18 protein-coding genes are annotated in these 18,543 nt (G+C 73.2%); 8 read left to right on the top strand and 10 right to left on the bottom strand.

Features of this window, described 5'->3' with window-relative positions; translation table 11 throughout:
• Positions 1-93 precede the first annotated feature (93 nt).
• From OG982_RS27275 to OG982_RS27265, 3 genes are all read left to right on the top strand, one after another.
• Positions 94-2,616: an RNA helicase gene (locus OG982_RS27275; protein ID WP_266782425.1), complete on the top strand. Its 2,523-nt coding sequence runs from the start codon at positions 94-96 to the stop codon at positions 2,614-2,616.
• 52 nt (positions 2,617-2,668) lie between these two features.
• Positions 2,669-3,571, top strand: a complete 903-nt coding sequence (locus tag OG982_RS27270; RefSeq protein WP_266782427.1) for an acyl-CoA thioesterase II — start codon at positions 2,669-2,671, stop codon at positions 3,569-3,571.
• A 175-nt stretch (positions 3,572-3,746) separates the two neighbouring features.
• Positions 3,747-4,148 (top strand): YchJ family protein, encoded by a 402-nt coding sequence (locus OG982_RS27265; protein ID WP_266782429.1) that lies wholly within the window; start codon positions 3,747-3,749, stop codon positions 4,146-4,148.
• Here the strand turns inward: OG982_RS27265 and OG982_RS27260 are convergent.
• Positions 4,112-4,987, bottom strand: a complete 876-nt coding sequence (locus tag OG982_RS27260; protein WP_266949532.1) for a DUF6397 family protein — start codon at positions 4,985-4,987, stop codon at positions 4,112-4,114. The genes OG982_RS27265 and OG982_RS27260 overlap by 37 nt on opposite strands.
• Before the next feature lie 93 nt (positions 4,988-5,080).
• The gene (locus tag OG982_RS27255; protein ID WP_266782433.1) at positions 5,081-5,479 is read right to left on the bottom strand and encodes a roadblock/LC7 domain-containing protein; all 399 of its coding nucleotides are present in this window, start codon (positions 5,477-5,479) and stop codon (positions 5,081-5,083) included.
• Positions 5,480-5,585: 106 nt separating this feature from the next.
• Here OG982_RS27255 and OG982_RS27250 point away from each other — a divergent pair, with 106 nt between their 5' ends.
• Entirely contained in the window at positions 5,586-6,023 is a 438-nt protein-coding gene (locus tag OG982_RS27250) for a PPOX class F420-dependent oxidoreductase (RefSeq protein ID WP_266949530.1), read from the top strand.
• 19 nt (positions 6,024-6,042) lie between these two features.
• Here OG982_RS27250 and OG982_RS27245 read toward each other — a convergent pair whose 3' ends face one another.
• The 5 genes from OG982_RS27245 to OG982_RS27225 all read right to left on the bottom strand — a co-directional run bounded on the left by OG982_RS27245 (position 6,043) and on the right by OG982_RS27225 (position 11,203).
• A complete protein-coding gene (locus OG982_RS27245; protein WP_266782437.1) occupies positions 6,043-6,687 on the bottom strand; it encodes an ATP/GTP-binding protein in 645 nt (214 codons plus the stop codon).
• Positions 6,687-7,079, bottom strand: coding sequence for a DUF742 domain-containing protein (locus OG982_RS27240; protein WP_266782439.1), 393 nt, complete (start codon positions 7,077-7,079; stop codon positions 6,687-6,689). Before OG982_RS27240 ends, OG982_RS27245 begins: the two co-directional genes overlap by 1 nt.
• A gap of 17 nt (positions 7,080-7,096) precedes the next feature.
• Complete coding sequence (locus OG982_RS27235; RefSeq protein WP_266782441.1) at positions 7,097-7,540, bottom strand: roadblock/LC7 domain-containing protein; 444 nt, start codon at positions 7,538-7,540, stop codon at positions 7,097-7,099.
• Positions 7,537-10,245: a nitrate- and nitrite sensing domain-containing protein gene (locus OG982_RS27230; protein WP_266949528.1), complete on the bottom strand. Its 2,709-nt coding sequence runs from the start codon at positions 10,243-10,245 to the stop codon at positions 7,537-7,539. Before OG982_RS27230 ends, OG982_RS27235 begins: the two co-directional genes overlap by 4 nt.
• Positions 10,246-10,423: 178 nt before the next feature.
• Entirely contained in the window at positions 10,424-11,203 is a 780-nt protein-coding gene (locus tag OG982_RS27225; RefSeq protein WP_266782445.1) for an MHYT domain-containing protein, read from the bottom strand.
• Between the two features lie 160 nt (positions 11,204-11,363).
• Between OG982_RS27225 and OG982_RS27220 the strand changes: the two genes are divergently transcribed.
• Positions 11,364-11,963, top strand: a complete 600-nt coding sequence (locus tag OG982_RS27220) for a class I SAM-dependent methyltransferase (protein WP_266782447.1) — start codon at positions 11,364-11,366, stop codon at positions 11,961-11,963.
• Between the two features lie 100 nt (positions 11,964-12,063).
• Here OG982_RS27220 and OG982_RS27215 read toward each other — a convergent pair whose 3' ends face one another.
• Positions 12,064-12,972, bottom strand: coding sequence for an oxygenase MpaB family protein (locus OG982_RS27215; RefSeq protein WP_266782449.1), 909 nt, complete (start codon positions 12,970-12,972; stop codon positions 12,064-12,066).
• Between the two features lie 135 nt (positions 12,973-13,107).
• Here OG982_RS27215 and OG982_RS27210 point away from each other — a divergent pair, with 135 nt between their 5' ends.
• Together OG982_RS27210 and OG982_RS27205 are read left to right on the top strand one after the other, a co-directional pair.
• The gene (locus OG982_RS27210) at positions 13,108-13,896 is read left to right on the top strand and encodes a hypothetical protein (RefSeq protein WP_266949526.1); all 789 of its coding nucleotides are present in this window, start codon (positions 13,108-13,110) and stop codon (positions 13,894-13,896) included.
• 58 nt (positions 13,897-13,954) lie between these two features.
• Positions 13,955-14,419, top strand: coding sequence for an SAM-dependent methyltransferase (locus OG982_RS27205; RefSeq protein WP_266949524.1), 465 nt, complete (start codon positions 13,955-13,957; stop codon positions 14,417-14,419).
• A gap of 35 nt (positions 14,420-14,454) precedes the next feature.
• Here OG982_RS27205 and OG982_RS27200 read toward each other — a convergent pair whose 3' ends face one another.
• Together OG982_RS27200 and OG982_RS27195 are read right to left on the bottom strand one after the other, a co-directional pair.
• Positions 14,455-15,000 (bottom strand): MOSC domain-containing protein, encoded by a 546-nt coding sequence (locus tag OG982_RS27200; RefSeq protein ID WP_266782455.1) that lies wholly within the window; start codon positions 14,998-15,000, stop codon positions 14,455-14,457.
• Between the two features lie 23 nt (positions 15,001-15,023).
• Entirely contained in the window at positions 15,024-15,206 is a 183-nt protein-coding gene (locus OG982_RS27195) for a hypothetical protein (RefSeq protein ID WP_266949523.1), read from the bottom strand.
• Between the two features lie 945 nt (positions 15,207-16,151).
• Between OG982_RS27195 and OG982_RS27185 the strand changes: the two genes are divergently transcribed.
• Positions 16,152-18,539, top strand: a complete 2,388-nt coding sequence (locus OG982_RS27185) for a DEAD/DEAH box helicase (protein ID WP_323139284.1) — start codon at positions 16,152-16,154, stop codon at positions 18,537-18,539.
• Positions 18,540-18,543: the final 4 nt, after the last annotated feature.

The following is an 18,543-nucleotide window of genomic DNA, read 5'->3' as shown; positions in this document are numbered from 1 at the left end:
TCGGGCCCGCTCGACGGCACAGCGTACCGTCGGTGATCTTCCTTCCGTCCGCCGGTTCCCTCATCCGGGGGGAAGCCAGGCAAGATGGGGGGTGTGACCCTCATTGATCAGCTCCCGCCGAACGCCGACCCCGACGCCCTCTTCGAGGCTTTCTCCTCGTGGGCGGAGGACCAGGGCATCACCCTGTACCCGGCGCAGGAGGAGGCCCTGATCGAGGTCGTCTCCGGGGCCAACGTGATCCTTTCCACCCCGACCGGCTCCGGAAAGAGCCTGGTCGCCGCGGGCGCGCACTTCACCGCCCTGGCCCAGGACAAGGTCACCTTCTACACCGCCCCGATCAAGGCGCTGGTGTCGGAGAAGTTCTTCGACCTCTGCAAGCTGTTCGGCACCGAGAACGTCGGCATGCTGACCGGCGACGCCTCCGTGAACGCGGACGCCCCGGTGATCTGCTGCACGGCCGAGGTGCTGGCCTCCATCGCCCTGCGTGACGGCAAGTACGCCGACATCGGCCAGGTCGTGATGGACGAGTTCCACTTCTATGCCGAGCCGGACCGCGGCTGGGCCTGGCAGATCCCGCTGCTGGAGCTGCCGCAGGCGCAGTTCATCCTGATGTCGGCGACCCTCGGCGACGTGAAGCGGTTCGAGGAGGACCTGACCCGGCGCACCGGCCGGCCGACCTCCGTGGTCCGCTCGGCGTCCCGGCCCGTCCCGCTGTCGTACGAGTACGTCACGACGCCGATCACGGACACCATCACCGAGCTGCTGGAGACCCGGCAGGCCCCGGTGTACATCGTGCACTTCACGCAGGCGCAGGCGGTCGAGCGGGCACAGTCGCTGATGAGCATCAACATGTGCACCCGCGAGGAGAAGGACAAGATCGCCGAGCTGATCGGCAACTTCCGCTTCACCACGAAGTTCGGCCAGAACCTCTCCCGCTACGTGCGGCACGGCATCGGCGTGCACCACGCCGGCATGCTGCCCAAGTACCGCCGCCTGGTGGAGAAGCTCGCGCAGGCCGGTCTGCTGAAGGTGATCTGCGGTACCGACACCCTGGGCGTCGGCGTCAACGTCCCCATCCGCACGGTGCTGTTCACCGCGCTCACCAAGTACGACGGCAACCGGGTCCGCACGCTGCGCGCCCGCGAGTTCCACCAGATCGCCGGCCGGGCCGGCCGAGCCGGCTTCGACACCGCGGGCTTCGTGGTCGCCCAGGCGCCGGAGCACGTCATCGAGAACGAGAAGGCCCTGGCGAAGGCGGGCGACGACCCGAAGAAGCGCCGCAAGGTGGTCCGCAAGAAGGCCCCCGAAGGCTTCGTCGCATGGTCCGACACCACCTTCGAGAAGCTGATCGCCGCCGACCCGGAGCCGCTGACCTCGCGGTTCAAGGTCACCAACATCATGCTGCTGTCGGTCATCGCCCGGCCGGGCGACGCCTTCCAGGCGATGCGCCACCTCCTTGAGGACAACCACGAGCCGCGCAAGGCCCAGCTGCGGCACATCCGACGCGCCATCGCGATCTACCGCTCCCTGCTGGACGGCGGTGTCGTGGAGAAGCTCGACACCCCGGACGCGGAGGGCCGCACCATCCGGCTCACCGTCGACCTCCAGCAGGACTTCGCGCTGAACCAGCCCCTGTCCACCTTCGCGCTGGCCTCCTTCGACCTGCTGGACCCCGAGTCCCCCTCCTACGCGCTGGACATGGTCTCCGTCGTCGAGTCCACGCTGGACGACCCGCGCCAGATCCTGGCCGCCCAGCAGAACAAGGAACGCGGCATTGCCGTGGGCGCGATGAAGGCCGACGGGATCGAGTACGAGGAGCGGATGGAGCGGCTCCAGGACGTCACCTATCCCAAGCCGCTCGAAGAGCTCCTCCTGCACGCCTACGACGTGTACAGCAAGAGCCATCCGTGGGTCCGGGACCACCCGGTCTCCCCGAAGTCGATCATCCGCGACATGTACGAGCGCGCGATGACCTTCACCGAGTTCACCTCCTTCTACGAGCTGGCCCGCACCGAGGGCATCGTGCTCCGCTACCTGGCGAGCGCGTACAAGGCGCTGGACCACACCATCCCCGACGACCTCAAGTCGGAGGACCTCCAGGACCTCATCGCCTGGCTGGGCGAGCTGGTCCGCCAGGTCGACTCCAGCCTGCTGGACGAGTGGGAGCAGCTGGCGAACCCGGAGGTGGAGACGGCGGAGCAGGCCCAGGAGAAGGCCGACCAGGTCAAGCCGGTCACCGCGAACGCCCGCGCCTTCCGGGTCCTGGTCCGCAACGCGATGTTCCGCCGCGTGGAGCTGGCGGCCCTCGACCACGTCAACGTGCTGGGCGAGCTGGACGGCGAGTCGGGCTGGGACGCCGACGCCTGGGGCGAGGCCATGGACGGCTACTGGGACGAGTACGACGACCTGGGCACCGGCCCCGACGCGCGCGGCCCGAAGCTGCTGATGATCGAGGAGGACGCGGCGCACGGCCTGTGGCGCGTCCGCCAGACCTTCGCCGACCCCAACGGGGACCATGGTTGGGGCATCAGCGCCGAGGTCGACCTCGCCGCCTCCGACGAGGAGGGCCGCGCGGTCATCCGCGTCACCTCGGTCGGCGAACTCGGCGCGCTCTGACCGACCCCCGCAAGCGACCCGACCCGCCGGACCCGACAGTGGAGAAGCTCTGATGACGAATCCCGCCGAGAGACTCGTGGATCTGCTCGACCTGGAGCAGATCGAGGTCAACATCTTCCGCGGCGCCAGCCCGCAGGAGTCCCTCCAGCGCGTCTTCGGCGGGCAGGTCGCCGGCCAGGCGCTGGTGGCCGCGGGCCGCACCACCGAGAGCGACCGCCCGGTCCATTCGCTGCACGCGTACTTCCTGCGCCCCGGCATCCCCGGCGTGCCGATCGTGTACCAGGTGGAGCGGGTGCGCGACGGGCGTTCCTTCACCACGCGCCGGGTCACCGCGGTCCAGCAGGGCAAGACCATCTTCAATCTGACCGCCTCCTTCCATCACCCGGAGGAGGGCAGCATCGAGCACCAGCTGCCTCCCCGCCTCGACTTCCCTCACCCGGACACGCTCCCGAAGGTCGCGGACGAGATCCGCGAGCACCTGGGCGCGCTGCCCGAGGCACTGGAGCGGATGGCCCGCCGCCAGCCCTTCGACATCCGGTACACGGACCGGCTCCGCTGGTCTCCTGAGGAGCTCAAGGACGCCGATCCGCGCAGCGCGGTGTGGATGCGGGCGGTCGGCCCGCTGGGCGACGACCCGCTCGTGCACACCTGCGCCCTCACCTACGCCAGTGACATGACCCTCCTCGATGCCGTGCGCATCCCCGTGGAGCCCCTGTGGGGCATGCGCGGTTTCGACATGGCCTCGCTCGACCACGCCATGTGGTTCCACCGGCCGTTCCGGGCGGACGAGTGGTTCCTGTACGACCAGGAGTCACCCATCGCGCACGGCGGCCGGGGCCTGGCCCGCGGCCGGATCTACGACCTGGAGGGCAGGCTCCTGGTCTCGGTGGTGCAGGAGGGGCTCTTCCGCCCCTACGGCGCCAAGGCGTCCAGGCCGCCCGTCTCTCCGCAGTAGCCGACCGGGCCGGCCGAACGGGCCCGACCGGGTCCGGCCCGGACCCGGCCCGGACCCGGTCGATCCAGAGTCGGCCCGGACCTGACCCGGTTCGCCTGACCGGCTTCGTCTGACCGGGTTCGTCTGCTCATACCTGTCCACCTCACCCGACCCGATACCGAAGGCTGAGCGCACCATGCCCACCCCGGCCCTCCCCTGTCCCTGCGGGCTGCCCGCCGCCTATCCGGAGTGCTGCGGCCGCTTCCACTCCGGGGCCCAGCAGGCACCCACCGCCGAGCTGTTGATGCGCTCCCGGTTCAGCGCGTTCGCCGTCGGCGACACCGCCTACCTGCTGCGGTCCTGGCACTCCAGCACCCGCCCGGGCCGCCTCGACCTGGATCCCGGGCAGCGTTGGGAGCGGCTGGAGATCCTCGCCACCGAGCGCGGCGGGATGTTCGAGACGGAGGGCTCGGTGCGGTTCCGGGCGCACTACCGCGAGGGCGGGCACACCGGTTCGCTGCGCGAGCACAGCGCCTTTTCCCGCGAGGGCGGCGCCTGGGTCTACGTCGGCCCCCTGTCCCCCGTCGACTTCGACTGACCCCGGGCGCCGGTCAGCGCGAAGTCCAGGCTGGTGCGGTACCAGTGGATCTCGTCCGGTGCTTGCGCGCTCAGCAGCCGGAGAGCCACGGCCGCGGCCGCCGGGACCTGCGGATGCCCGTACGGCGGGGGCGGGGCGAGCGCCGCGAGGACGATCCGCTCCGCCGGGTCCGCCGCGGCCTCCCGCACCTCCGCCTCGGGCAGGACGGACGCCAGGACGGCCGCCCGCTCCCAGGGGTCGGCGGTTCGTCTCAGCAGGAGCCCCACATGCCGCGCCCGCCATTGGCGGGGCCGCAGGTCCGCCTTGGCCGCCATCAGCTCCCGGTCCTTCGGCGGCGCGGCGTCGCGCAGCGCTCCGGGTTCCCGGGCGGCGAACTCCCTGAGCTCCACCGCCAGATAGAGCCAGACCACCGCCCGGTAGCGGTTGACGCGGTACCCGACCGGGGTGACGTGCCCGCAGCGGGCGAGCCGGGTGAAGCGGCTCGGGCTGATGGACAGCACCTCCGCCGCGGCATCGGCGCCGGCCACGGTCTCGACCCGCCTGCGCAGTGCTTCCGGGAAGCCGTCGGCCGCCTTGACCCGGTCCAGTTCGGCCCGTGCGAAGCGCGCCGCCCCACCGGGAGACCGGGGGCCGGCGCGCACCATGCCGAGTTGTACGGCCCGGGCGAATTCGGCCCGGCGCAGGCCCAGTTCACCGGCTGCCCGGACGCCGCCGATCCATACCGGCGGTGTTTCCCCTCGTACGTCCTTGTCCGGGACGGTGGCCTCCGCCTCGGACACGCCTTCCGCCGGATGCGGCTGCGGCTGCCGCTGCGGCCGCGCCTTCGTCTCGACCTTCATCACAGTCCTCCCCCGCGAGCGACGATCACTCCCTGTGAAGACCGTAACTCAGAGTGACGCGCAGGGGTTGGGCCTGTGGATAACTTCGGGAGGTCAGCCGCCGGTGATCCGGCGCTCGGCCACACCCAGATGCTCCCCCACCCGGTTGACCAGCAGCGTCATCTCGTACCCGATCTGGCCGATGTCGGCCTCGGCGCCGCTCAGCACGCACAGGCAGCTGCCCGCGCCCGCCGCCAGCACGAACAGCACGCCCTCGTCGTACTCGACCATGGTCTGCCGCACCTCACCGGCGCGGAAATGCCGGCCCGAGCCCTTCGCCAGGCTCTGCAACCCGGCGGCGACGGCCGCGAGATGCTCCGCGTCCTCCCGCACCAGCCCGGCGCTCGCGCCCGTCACCAGGCCGTCGTTGGACAGCACCACCGCGTGCCGGACCTGCTGCACCCTGCGCGTCAGATCGTCCAGCAGCCAGTCCAGCTGCTTGTCCAGTGCCATTTTGAGCCCCTCCCCGTTGACCCGGCCCCCGTGGCCGCGCCCCACCCCGCGTAGTCGTGCGGCAAGCCTTGCCCACCAGCCGGTTTCGGGCAAGGAGGATGTCCCCATGGCGAAGAAGATGACTCAAGAGGAATGGCGGGCGTTCGTCTCGCATTCCACCCGCACCGGAAAGCTCTCCACCGTCCGCGCGGACGGAAGCCCGCACATCGCCCCCATCTGGTTCGTCCTGGACGGCGATTCCTTCGTGTTCAACACCGGCAAGGACACCGTCAAGGGGCGCAATCTGGCCCGTGACGGGCGGGTCGCCCTGTGCGTGGACGTGGACACCCCGCCCTTCTCCTACGTGGTCCTCCAGGGCCGCGCCGAGATCAGCGAGTACGCCGACGACAGCGACGCGATGGTCCACTGGGCGACGCGGATCGCCGCCCGCTACATGGGCGAGGAGCTCGCCGAGTCCTTCGGCCGCCGCAACGGCGTGCCCGGCGAGCTCCTCGTCCGGGTCCGGATCGACAAGGTGGTCTCGGTGGCCGGCGTGGCCGACTGACCGGCCCGCCGCGCCCCTCTCACACGGAACCCGCCTGCGGTCCCACCGAGTCGAGCAGCCGGGCGGTGTGCACCCGCCCGGCGTATTCGACCAGCCTGATCAGCACTTCCTTCCCCGAGTCCTTGTCGCGGGCGTCACACAGCACCACCGGCGTCCCCTGGTCCAGGTCCAGCGCCCGCGACACCTCGTGCGCCCCGTAACGCCGGGCGTCCGTGAAGCAGTTGACGGCCACCACGAACGGGATCCGCCGGTGCTCGAAGTAGTCCACCGCCGGGAAACAGTCCTCCAGCCGCCGGGTGTCGGCGAGCACCACCGCGCCCAGCGCGCCCTGCGAGAGCTCGTCCCACAGGAACCAGAAGCGGTCCTGCCCCGGCGTGCCGAACAGATAGAGGGACAGCCCGGACCGGATGGTGATCCGCCCGAAGTCCATGGCGACGGTCGTGGTGGTCTTCTGGTCCACCCCGCCGGTGTCGTCGACGAGTTCACCCGCCTGGCTGAGGAGTTCCTCCGTCCGCAGCGGGCGGATCTCGCTGACGGCGCCCACCAGCGTGGTCTTCCCGACGCCGAAGCCGCCCGCCACGAGGATCTTCAGGGCGAGCGGTGCGAGTTCGTCGTCGTCCGCCTCCACCCCGGATCCGTCCGTTCCGTTGTCGTCCAGTCCCATCACAGCGCTCGCAATCCCTCGATGACTTCCCGCAGAATCCGCTCGTCCGGCAACTGCGCGGGCGGCACGGGGCGACTGACCCTGACGTGCCCGGCCTCCAGCAGGTCCCCCAGCAGGACCCGCACCACCCCCACGGGCAGGTCCGCGTCGGCGGCCAGCTCCGCCACCGACTGGGTCTCGGACCGGCACAGCCCGAGCAGCGCCCGGTGCTCCGGCCCGAGCAGCGACTCGGCCGCCCCGTCGGCGCCGTCACCGCTGCCGTCGGGGGCCACGACCACCAGCGCGATCAGGTCGAACCGGACCCCGTGCGGTCCCGGTTTCGTGCGCCCGCCGGTCATGGCGTACGGGCGGACGAGCGGGCCCGCCTCGGCGTCGTACCACTGGCCGTTCATGTGCCGGTCCGCCCCGCTCAACCGGCGGCCGGCGGGCGCGCCGCGAACCGGGGCGGGGTGTACAGGTGCTCCCCGACCCGCTTGACCAGCCGGGCCATCTCGTAGGCGATCAGGCCGATGTCCGCGCTGGCGGCGCTGAGGACGGCCAGGCAGGATCCGTCCCCGGCGGCCGCGACGAAGAGGAACCCGTCGTCCATCTCCACCATCGTCTGGCGCACGCCCCCGGAGTGGAAATGCCGGCCCGCGCCCTTGGCGAGGCTGTGGAACCCGGAGGCCACGGCGGCCAGGTGCTCCGCGTCCTCCCGGCTGAGCGCGCTGGAAGCGCCCACGGCCAGCCCGTCGTTGGACAGGACCACGGCGTGGCGGACCTCGCGGACCCGGACCACCAGGTCGTCCAGCAGCCAGTCCAGCTCGCCGGACCTGCGGACGCCGTCGAGGTCGATGCGGTGGTGCTCGATCATCGCTGTTCTCCTTCGCTGCCTGCGTGGGGGGAGTTCTCCTGCGAACCCCGGGCCCAGCCGGCCCGGTAGGCCGCCATCCGGTCCCGGGCCTGCTCCGGACTGCGGCCCGGCGGGTCCTCGGGGCCGCGCGCCCCGGCCGGCTCCGTGGGGGCGGGGGCCTCGCGCAGCTGCGGGACGAGGCTGGCCTGGCGTACCCGGCGGGGCAGGTCGGCCACCGGGGCGGCGGGGTGGGCGGTGCCGTTGGGGCTGCTGGTGCTGACGGGAGCGGCGGGGGCGGCGGCCGGTGCCGCCTGGGTACGGGTGACCGTGCCGCCGGGGCCGCGAGGCCGGAGCGGGGCCACCGGGGCGGGACGCGGATCCTCCGGTTCGGGGCTCCGAGCGGCCTGGCCCGGGGTGGGGGCCGAGGCCGCCGGCGCCGCCGGGGCCGCGGGCTGGATCGCCCGCGCGTCCTCCCGTACGACGCTGATGGCGGGTTGCCGGATCGCTCGGGCCGGCCGTTCCGGCCCGGGACGGGGCTCGGGGCGGGGCTGGGGCTGCGGTTCGGAGTGGGGTGCGGGGCGCGGTGCGGGGCGCCGTACCGGGGCCGTGCGCGCTTCGGGAGCCATCCGCGCATCGTGAGCCGTGCGCGCGGGCTCGGCCGGGCCGGCCGTGATCGCGCCCTGGAGCAGGGAGTTCGGCAGCAGCACCACGGCGGTGGTGCCCCCGTAGGGCGAGGTGCGCAGGTGCACCTTCACCCCGTGGCGGGCGGAGAGCCGGCTGACCACGAAGAGCCCGAGCCGGTCGCTGTCGAAGAGGTCGAGCGCCTCGGACTGTTCGATGCGGCGGTTGGCGTCGTCGAGGGTTTCGCGGCCCATGCCGAGCCCGCGGTCCTCGACTTCCAGGACGTAGCCGGCGCCGACGGGCTCGCCGCTGACGCGGACCTTGGTGTGCGGCGGGGAGAACTGGGTCGCGTTCTCGATGAGTTCGGCGAGCAGGTGCGTCAGGTCCGCGACCGCGGCGCCCGCGACGGCGGCCTCGGCGAGCTGGCGGACCTCGACGCGCGGGTAGTCCTCGATCTCGGAGACGGCGGCCCGTACGACGTTGGTGAGCGGGATCGGGGTCCGCCAGGCGCGGCCCGGAGCGGCGCCCGACAGGATGATCAGGCTCTCCGCGTGCCGCCGCATGCGGGTGGTGAGGTGGTCGAGCCGGAAGAGGTCGCCGAGCTCGCCCGGGTCGTCGGCGCGCCGCTCCATCGAGTCGAGCAGGGTGAGCTGCTTGTGCACGAGGACCTGGCTGCGGCGGGCGAGGTTGACGAACACGCCGCTCACCCCGCTGGCGAGTTCGGCGCGTTCGACGGCGGCGCCGAGCGCGGCCCGGTGGACGGTGGAGAGGGCCTGGCCCACCTGGGTGACCTCGTCCTCGGCGGGCGGTCCGGGCGGGGTCTCGGCGTCGACGTCGATGTCCTGCCCGGCGCGCAGCCGTTCCATGGCGTCGGGGAGTTTGCGGTGCGCGATCGCCAGGGCGGTGTTGCGCAGCGAGACCAGTTCGACGACCAGGGTGCGGCCGATGCGGACGGAGATGACGAGCGAGGCGGCGACGGCGGCCAGGCCGAGCAGTACGGCGGCTCCGGCCGGGCTCAGGGCGCCTTCGGAGAAGGGGTCGGCGCGGTCGGCGGCCGCGGCGCGCACGGCGCCGTCGATCTCCCGCATCGAGGCGGCGATGCCGGTGTACGCGGCGTCCCAGCCTGCGGGGGCGGTGGCCGAGTCGCGGCCGGTGCCGACAGCGAGGGCTTTGTCCTCGGCCCCGGTGAGGTCGGCGTAGGCGGCGCTCTTGGCGACGGACTGCCAGGTGTCGTGCTGGGCTGCGGGCAGGTCACCGGTGGCGGCGGCCGTCAGGGCGCGGCGGGCCTCGACGGCGCCGGAGAGCCGGCGAAGCGTTTCGGCGTTGCGCGGGCCGGGGAAGGCGAGCAGGGCGTCCTCGCGGGCGAGCAGTTCCCTGGCCTGGGCGAATTCCAGCAGGATGCGGGCGTCGGGGCCGAGTTCGGCGTGCCGGCCACCGGTGAGGGCGCCGTCCACGACGAACGCGGCATCGACCACCTTGCCGTACACCTCGTAGGCGGCCGACGGGCTGAGCCGGCGGCCGGTGATGTCCTTGCGGGCGGATCCGAGCGCCTCGGCGGCAGCGACGAAGGCGTCGAGGCGGACGCCCACCTCGGCGGGGTAGTCCCCCGAGTCCGCCACGGTGTGGCTGTCGCCGAGGCGGAGCCGGCGGACGGCGGCGTCCGTACGCCCGGCCTGTTGTTCCAGGGCGGCGGCCGGGTCGGCGGCGGGGTCGGCCAGCAGCCGGACGGCCGCGCGGCGTTCGGCCTGAAGTTCGGTGACGGCGGCGGCGAGGGGGGTGCGGATCTGCTCGTCGGCGCGCTGGACGCGGCTGAGGCGGGAGATGTCCTGGGCGGTGCTGACCGTGGCGAAGCCCCAGAGGGCGAGCAGGGAGACCACCGGGACCATCAGCAGCGAGACGATCTTCGCGCGGACGGTACGGGGACGCAGCCGGAGCCGTGGGCGGGGCGGTCTGCCGTCGGATGCGCCGGCCGGGGCGGGGTGGGAGGCCTCACGGTCGTCGGCCGGCTCCTCGGCGGGCGGCCCCGCGTGGGCCCGGCGGCCGCGCGCCGGGGGCGCGGGCAGCCGCGGCGCCGCTGCTTCCGGTTTTCTGCGGGGTGTGCGCATGGGCTCCTCGTTCCGGGGAGGTACGGCGGTTCGGAGTACGGCGGTTCGGCGGTTCGGCTGTACGTCGATACGCGGTGGGTGCGGGGCGGGGGCTGTGCGAGGGGTGCGGGGGGCCGTGCAGCTGCGGGGTGAGGGTGCGGTCCTACGAGGGGGCCGCCGCGCGGGTAGCGCGTCCCGCTCAGTGCTGCGCCGCCGCGCGTCCGCCCAGGTGCCGGACCGAGGCCGAGGCGGCGAGTTCGTCGGCGGTCGGGGAGAGCGCGACGAAGGCGGAGGTGATGAAGAGGTAGGACCCGAGCCCGACGGCGAGCGGGAAGATGAACTGCATGGCGGTGACCCCGGGCAACGCGGCGTCCGAGGGCGTGACCCGGACGGCGACGGCCATCATCCCGGTGTAGTGCATGCTCGTGACGGCGGCTCCCATGACGAGCGAGGCGATCGCGACGGCCACCGGGGCCTTGATGTTGAGGGCCGCCCAGAGCGCGGCGGTGGCCGCGACGACGGCGATGGCGACGGACAGCGTGACGGTGAGCGGGTCGTACGTGACCTCGCCGTGCAGTCGCAGGGCCGCCATGCCGAGGTAGTGCATGCTGGCGACGCCCAGCCCGGTGGTCAGTCCGCCGAGGAGGAGCGAGCGGCCGCGCGCCTTGCCGTAGCCGACGGCGAAGACTCCGGCGCCGACGACGAGCATGGCGACGAGCAGGCTGAGGACGGTCAGCGGCACGTTGAAGTGGACTTCGGTGCCGGTGACGTTGAAGCCGAGCATCGCGACGAAGTGCATCGTCCAGATGCCCGAGCCGATCGCGGAAGCCGCGGTGATGAGCCAGTTGCGGCGGGAGGGTCCGGTCGCGGCGAGCGCGCGCACGGTGCAGCGCAGCCCGAGGGCGGCGCCTATGGATGCCATCACGTATGACAGCACGGGTGTCAACAAGCCGTAAGCGGCGTGGTCCAGGTGTCCCATGGCCACGGGACGCTAGTGCGGGTGAGGGCGCGAACAAGGGGAGCATTTCGAAAGCAGCTGGAACTGCTGGAATATGACAGAGCTACGTTCTTCTTCGATCACACCGCGTACCACCTTGCACACGGACCGCAGGAGTGTGCCGGTGGGGGATCATGTCCACATGAGCGAAGACCACACACACGTGCAGGAGTTCTTCGGAGCGCGTGCAGCCGACTGGGACCGGAAGTTCCCGGACGACGAGCCCGCCTTCGCGACCGCCGTGGCCGAGTTCGGGCTGCGGCCCGGCGACCGGGTGCTCGACGCGGGCTGCGGGACCGGGCGGGCGCTGACCCCGCTGCGGGCGGCCGTCGGACCCGGCGGAACGGTACTCGGCGCCGACGTCACCCCGCAGATGCTGGCCTCCGCACGGCAGGCCGGGCGGGCCGCCGACGGCACGCTGCTGCTCACGGACGTGGCCCGGCTGCCGTTGCGTGACGCGGTACTGGACGCCGTGTTCGCCGCCGGGCTCATCGCGCACCTGCCGGATCCGGAGGCGAACCTGCGCGAGCTGGCCCGGGTGGTGCGCCCGGGAGGCGGGCTGGCACTGTTCCACCCGATCGGGCGCGCCGCCCTGGCCGCGCGCCACGGGCGCGAGCTGACCCCGGACGACCTGCGGGCCGAGCACAACCTCGGCCCGCTGCTGTCCGCGTCGGGCTGGGACATGACCTCGTACGCCGACGAGGACGAGCGCTTCCTTGTGCTCGCGGTACGCCGCGCCTGAACCGGCCGGGGCCGCCGCTCGGGCCGGGGTGTCCGGTGGGGCCGGGGCGGTCCCGTCGGGCGCCGTCAGGCCGAGGGCTGCCGGGTCGAGGGCCGTCAGGTCAGGGCTGGGCGTCCGCGCCGGCCGGGCGGCGCGGGTGCGGTACGGGGCAGCCGCCGAGGCCGGGCACCGGGAAGGTGCCGAGCTCGCCGACGTCGTAGCCGTGCGGGTAGCCCTTGATCTCCGGATTCTGCCGGGCGTAGTGCGGGGCCTTGCGCGGGGGCAGCAGCCGTACCGCGCGGCCGCGCAGCCGCAGGGCGCCCCGGAACAGCTGCCGGACCGGCTCCCGCGGGGGCTCGTAGCGGAAGGCGGAGAGCAGCGACTCGTCGAGGAGGGAGAGGCTCAGGGCCCGTACGGCCGGGGCGAGCGGGGCCGGGTACCAGGAGGCCATCAGTTCGATGGTGGAGTCGGCGACCTTGCGGCCGCCCTCGTCCCAGCCGAAGTGGGCCTCCTCGTAGGCGTCCAGGGTGGTCTCGAACTCCTCGTAGGAGCCCGGGATGTCCGTGATGCCCAGGTGGCGGCCGAGAGTGGCGTAGTAGTTCGCGCAGGCCCGGCGCTCGTGGTGGGTCAGCGGTCGCCAGCCGTAGGCGTCCAGCCAGCGCGCCGGAATCACCACGAACGTGCACAGGACGTAGCGCATGTCCTCGTTGCCGATGTCGTAGCTGCGGTGCATCTGGTTGACGCGGCGGATCGCGGTGCGGGCGGTGTCGCTGTCGAAGCCGTGCTCGACGACCGCGTCGAGGAGGAGCGCCGTGTCGTCGTAGCGCTTCTGGGCGCGCTCGGTGAACTCGGCGGTCTCGGCCAGCAGGCCCCCGATGGCGGGAACGGCGTACGTACGGAACAGCGCGAGCTCCAGGGCCCGGGCGAAGTCCCAGGGGAACTCGTAAGTGGCGGTGAGCCGGTAGATGGCGAGGAAGTCTTGGTCGGGATCGAGCCGGAGGATCTCCCTCAGCCGGTCGTAACGCTGCACCGGGTGTCCCTTTCTGTGGCGGGTTCCCAACTCTACGTGCAGGTAGCGGGCTTGAAAATCGCGTCCCGCCGCCTCTCGACGCGACGGTTACCCGCTGGTTAGGGTGCGCCGACGAGAGAGCGACCGGGAGGCTACGTGTCCGACGAGGAGGACGGCGGGTCCCTGTACGTGCTGACCGCCGTACTGATGACCCCCGCGCAGTTCCCGGGCGTGCTGGGCGACGACTTTCCGGAGGCCTGCTCGCTGCTGGGCGTGCCGGCGGCCCCGGAGGGCTACGGGCTGGTGCTCGGCCAGGACGAGGAGGGCGCGCGCTGGACGGTCGTCGTGGACGACGTCTCGCTCGTGGCCGCGGCCATCGCCTCCTGGGACTGCGGGATGGAGTACGACCTGTCGCCGGACGAGCGGACGATCGTGGTCTCGCTGGCGGGCTGGCCGCTGGAGCTGACCGTCTCGGCCACGGGGATCCCGGAGCCGCACGATCCGGAACAGGGCGCGGACGGCACGGGTCGGGTGCCGCTGGCGCCGCCCTCGGCGGAGGCGTGGGGGCCGGTGCAGCGGCGGATGGGCGCGGACCAGATCGCCCGGGAGTGGGGCGAATGGCGCGAGCGCGTCGCGACGGACGGCGGCGCGGCGGCCGCCGCGCACCCCGGGCTGGCGCGGGCGCTCAAGGAGGCCCAGGAGTACACGGAGAAGCCGCCGCCGCCCGGCCGGGTACGGTCCTCGTTCGCGGGCGAGGGTGCGCGGACGCTGCGCGTGGACGGGCCGGGCTGGTCGCTGGTGGCACGGACGGACGACACGGCGTTCGTGCTGCTCGACGAGGAGCCGAGCGAGGTGCTGGCGGTCCCCCACGACGGGCTCGCGGACCTGCCGGAGCTGCTGGACCTGCTGGCAGCGCTGGACCGCGTCGCGGTACGGCCGGCCTGAGAGACTGACCGCGGTCGGGAATCCGGGGCCTCGGTCCGGGCCGAAACACGAGGGGGACATGGTGCGGGTGGAGTCGGAAGCGGTGGCGGTGGTCGTGGGCGGCCGCGCGGAGGTCGTCGACGACGACTGGGGCCGGGAGACGGCCGTGATCCGGCTGGACGGCACGCGGTTCGGGCCCGAGGCCCTGTACGGGCTGGCGGACTTCTCGCACGTCGAGGTGGTCTACCACTTCGACCGGGTGCCGGCCGACAAGATCGAGACGGGTGCGCGGCATCCCCGGGGCAACCCGGAGTGGCCGCTGGTGGGCATCTTCGCCCAGCGCGGCAAGAACCGGCCCAACCGGCTGGGCGTCTCGCGCTGCCGGGTGGTGAAGGTGGACGGCCTGGCCCTCCACGTGGAGGGCCTGGACGCGGTGGAGGGCACCCCGGTGCTCGACATCAAGCCGTACATGGAGGAGTTCGGCCCGCGTGGCGAGGTCCGACAGCCCGAGTGGGCGACGACCCTGATGCGCGACTACTACTGACCTCGCGCAGGACGCCGCCGCCCGGCTCCGGGGTGTCAGACGCGGTCGAGCGGGGTGTGCGGGGTCGGGGGCAGGGTCACGGCTATGGGGTCGCCGGGTTGGATGGTGCCGCCCTGGCGGACCACGCCCATGATTCCGGCCTTGCGTATCAGCCGGCCCTCGTCGTCCCGCAGGACGACCTGCTTGAGCAGCCCGTCCTGGAAGTTGTCGATCTGGAGACACGGGTTGCGCAACCCGGTCACCTCGACCACCGCCTCCTCGCCGAGGCTCAGCAGCGTGCCGGTCGGCAGGCCGAGCAGATCGATGCCTTCCGTGGTCACGTTCTCGCCGAGCTGCCCCGGCTCGACGCTGAACCCGGCCAGGGCCACCTCGTCGAACAGCTCGCGGTGAATCAGATGTACTTGGCGCAGGTTCGGCTGGGTCGGATCCTGCGCGACGCGCGAGCGGTGCTTGACCGTCACTCCCGCGTGCACGTCTCCCTCGACGCCGAGCCCGGCGATCAGCGTGATGCTCTCGCGGTTGGGCTTGGTGAACGAGTACACGCCGTTGCTGCTGACCGCCGCGACCTGTGCGGTGCCCATCGGACTTCCCCCCAAGGCCGCCGTCAGCGGCCGATCTGCTTCCTTGACATGCCCCGGATCCGACGCCGCTGCGAGGAGTCCAGGAGAAAGTAGGCCGCCGTCGGCACGCCGATCAGGACCAGCAGCCCTGCCCAGAACCCGACCGCCCAGAACAACACGATGGCTGCCACGACTCCGGCAACCGCGACTTTTCCGCGTGTGGACATCTGCGGACACCTCCTCCTGCGTCGGCCACTACTCCTCACAACGTGCCGTCCCGGCCGCGCGTTCCCCGTGACTCGGACGGGTCTCGAAGTGACCCGCCTCACGGGCCCGCTCGCGGCCCCCGGCCCCTCCCGTGGGGTACCCTCGGCCACTCTGCATCCGGTAGTCAAGTTTGAGGAATGCGTGCTCCCCGAGATCTCCGGCCTCATCCACTGCTCCGCCGTCTTCCTGCCCGCGGACCCGCCCCGCGACGGCCGAATCGCCTTCTGGCCGCCGGACACCGGGAAGGACGCCCCGGGCCTCGGCGAGGCTTCGGCAGCTCAAGCAGCCCTGACGGCCGCGACCGCCCCGACCGCCTTGGCGGCCCTCGCCGCCCTCTGCGCCCTCGCGCCGCACGGCACCACCGAGGACATCACCGTCGTCACGCCCGCCCTGCGCAGGGAATCCGTCCGCGCGCTCGCGCTGCCCGTCGACGCCGCCCTCCCCTTCCTCACCCGCGCCCGGGCCGCCGCCCCCACCGGCCCCACCGCCTTCTGGGGCGCCGCCGCGCTGCTCGCGCTCCGGTTCGCGGCCCGCGGCCTCCTGCTGCCCGGGCTGAGTCCGACCGACCAGGACGCGTGGCGGATCGGCCCCCTGGAGGCCGCCGACCTGGCGGAGATCCGAGAGCTGGCGGCCGCGATGCCGCCCGGGGCGCACTGCGTACCGCTCGCCGGGCCGCTCGGCGACAGCGCCGCACCGGGCCCCGGTGCCGGCCCGGGCCCCGGACGCGACTGCGGCCCCGACCTCGCCCTCCGCCTCCCCGCGCCGGAGCCGCTGCTGCGCGCCTTCCTCGACGCCGTCGCCGACACCCTGCCGCGCTCCCCGCCGCACCCGCCGCCGCGGACGGCGAGGCCTACGCCGGCCGCGCGCCCCGCCCGTACCCCGGGCTGCGCGACTGGGCCGCCGAGGTGGCCGCCGGCCACGACGCGGGCGTCCGCCTCTCGCTCCGTATCGAGCTCGACGGCATCGCCGGGGTCGACGGAGTCAGCGGAGTCTCCGAGGTCGCCGGCATCAGCAGGGTCGACGGCATCGCCGAGGTCGACAAGGCCGCCGGCGCAACCGACGAAGCCGACGGCACCGACCGGGCCGACCGAGCCGACCGGGCCGACCGAGCCCCCGAGACCGCCACCTTCCGCGCCGTGCTCCAGCTGCACAGCCTGGCCGACGCCGCCCTGGTCGCCGACGCCGCAGACGTCTGGGCCGGTGCCGGAGCCGCCGCGGCCGGGTTCCCTCCGCGCACCCGGATGGACGCCCTCCGGGCGCTGCGCCGGGCCGCCGGGCTCTGGCCGCCGCTGAACCCCCTGCTGGGCGCGGCCGTCCCCGACGCCGTCCCGCTCGCCGACGAGGAGGTCGCGGAGCTGCTCGGAGAGGCCGGGCGGGCCCTGGCCGCCGACGGGGTGCAGGTGCACTGGCCGCGCGGGCTCGCCCGTACCCTCACCACCCGCGCCGTGGTCGGCGGCCCGAGCACGGCAGCCTCCGCCGGTTCCGCCCTCCCCGGCCTCCTCTCCCCCGGCGCCCTGCTCTCCTTCTCCTGGCACCACGCCCTCGGCGAGGGCGACGACCTGACGCGCGCCGAACTCGACCGCCTCGCCGAGGCGACCCGGCCCCTGGTCCGGCTGCGCGACGAGTGGGTGCTGATCGACCCGGCCGAAGCCCGCCGGGCCCGCGCCCGCCGGGACCACGAGGTGGCGGCCGCGGACGCGCTGGCCGCCGTACTCACCGGGTCGGCCGAAATCGACGGCGCGCGGATCGACGTACAGGCGACCGGTCACCTGGAGCGGCTGCGGGCCCTGCTCGCCGCCGATCCCGAGAAGGACACGGCACAGGACTTCCAGGCTCCCGCCGAGCTGCGCGCCATCCTGCGCGACTACCAGCTGCGCGGCCTGCGCTGGCTGTCCCGGATGACCTCACTCGGCCTCGGCGCCTGCCTGGCCGACGACATGGGCCTCGGCAAGACCGTCACCCTCATCGCGCTACACCTGCACCGCCAGGGCGACCCCGCGACCGCCGGCCCGACGCTCGTCGTCTGCCCGGCCTCCCTCCTCGGCAACTGGCAGCGGGAGATCGAGAAGTTCGCACCCGGCACCCCGGTGCGCCGCTTCCACGGCGCCGGCCGCGCCCTGCCCGGCCCACATCCCCACAGCCCACACGGCGCCCACGACCCCGCCGCAGGCTTCGTCCTCACCACCTACGGCACCATGCGCCTCGACGCGCCCGAACTCGCCGCCGTCCGCTGGGGCATGGTCGTCGCCGACGAGGCCCAGCACGTCAAGAACCCGCGCTCCGCCACCGCCAGGGCCCTGCGCACCATCCCCGCCCCGGCCCGCGTCGCCCTCACCGGCACCCCGGTCGAGAACAACCTCTCCGAGCTGTGGGCCGTCCTCGACTGGACCACGCCCGGCCTGCTCGGCCGGCTCGGCACCTTCCGCGCCCGCTACGCCGAGCCCGTCGAATCCGGCCGCGACCCCCAGGCGGCGGCCCGCCTCGCCGCGCTCGTACGACCGTTCCTTCTGCGGCGCAAGAAGTCCGACCCCGGCATCGCACCCGAGCTGCCGCCGAAGACCGAGACCGACCACCCCGTCTCCCTCAGCAGCGAACAGGCCGCGCTGTACGAGGCGGTCGTCCGCGAGACGCTCGCCGCGATCTCGCAGGCGGACGGCATGGAGCGGCGCGGACTGGTGGTCAAGCTGCTGACCTCCCTGAAGCAGATCTGCAACCATCCGGCGCAGTACCTCAAGGAGGACACCGGCGCCCGCTCCGGCAAGCTGGAGCTGCTGGACGAACTCCTCGACACCATCCTCGCGGAGGGCGAGTCGGGCGGCTCGGTGCTCGTCTTCACCCAGTACGTGGCGATGGCCCGGATACTGGAGAAGCACCTGGCCGGCCGCGGGATCCCCTCCCGGCTCCTGCACGGCGGCACGCCCGTCGCCCGCCGCGAGGAGCTCGTGGAACGCTTCCAGTCCGGCGAGGTGCCCGTCTTCCTGCTGTCCCTGAAGGCTGCGGGCACCGGGCTGAACCTGACCCGGGCCGGCCATGTCATCCACTACGACCGCTGGTGGAACCCGGCCGTCGAGGAGCAGGCCACCGACCGCGCGTACCGGATCGGCCAGACCCGGCCGGTGCAGGTGCACCGGCTGATCGCCGAGGGCACCGTGGAGGACCGGATCGCGCGGCTGCTGGAGCGCAAACGGGCCCTCGCGGACTCCGTTCTCGCGGCGGGTGAGGGCGCGCTGACCGAACTGACCGACGCCGAGCTGGCGGAGCTGGTGGCCCTCCGCCCCGCCCCCGGGGAGTGAACCG

It is taken from the genome of Streptomyces sp. NBC_01551, from assembly GCF_026339935.1.
Lineage (GTDB): Bacteria > Actinomycetota > Actinomycetes > Streptomycetales > Streptomycetaceae > Streptomyces.
The sequence above is the reverse complement of the archived record's forward strand: the minus strand, read 5'-3'. Positions and strand labels throughout refer to the sequence as shown.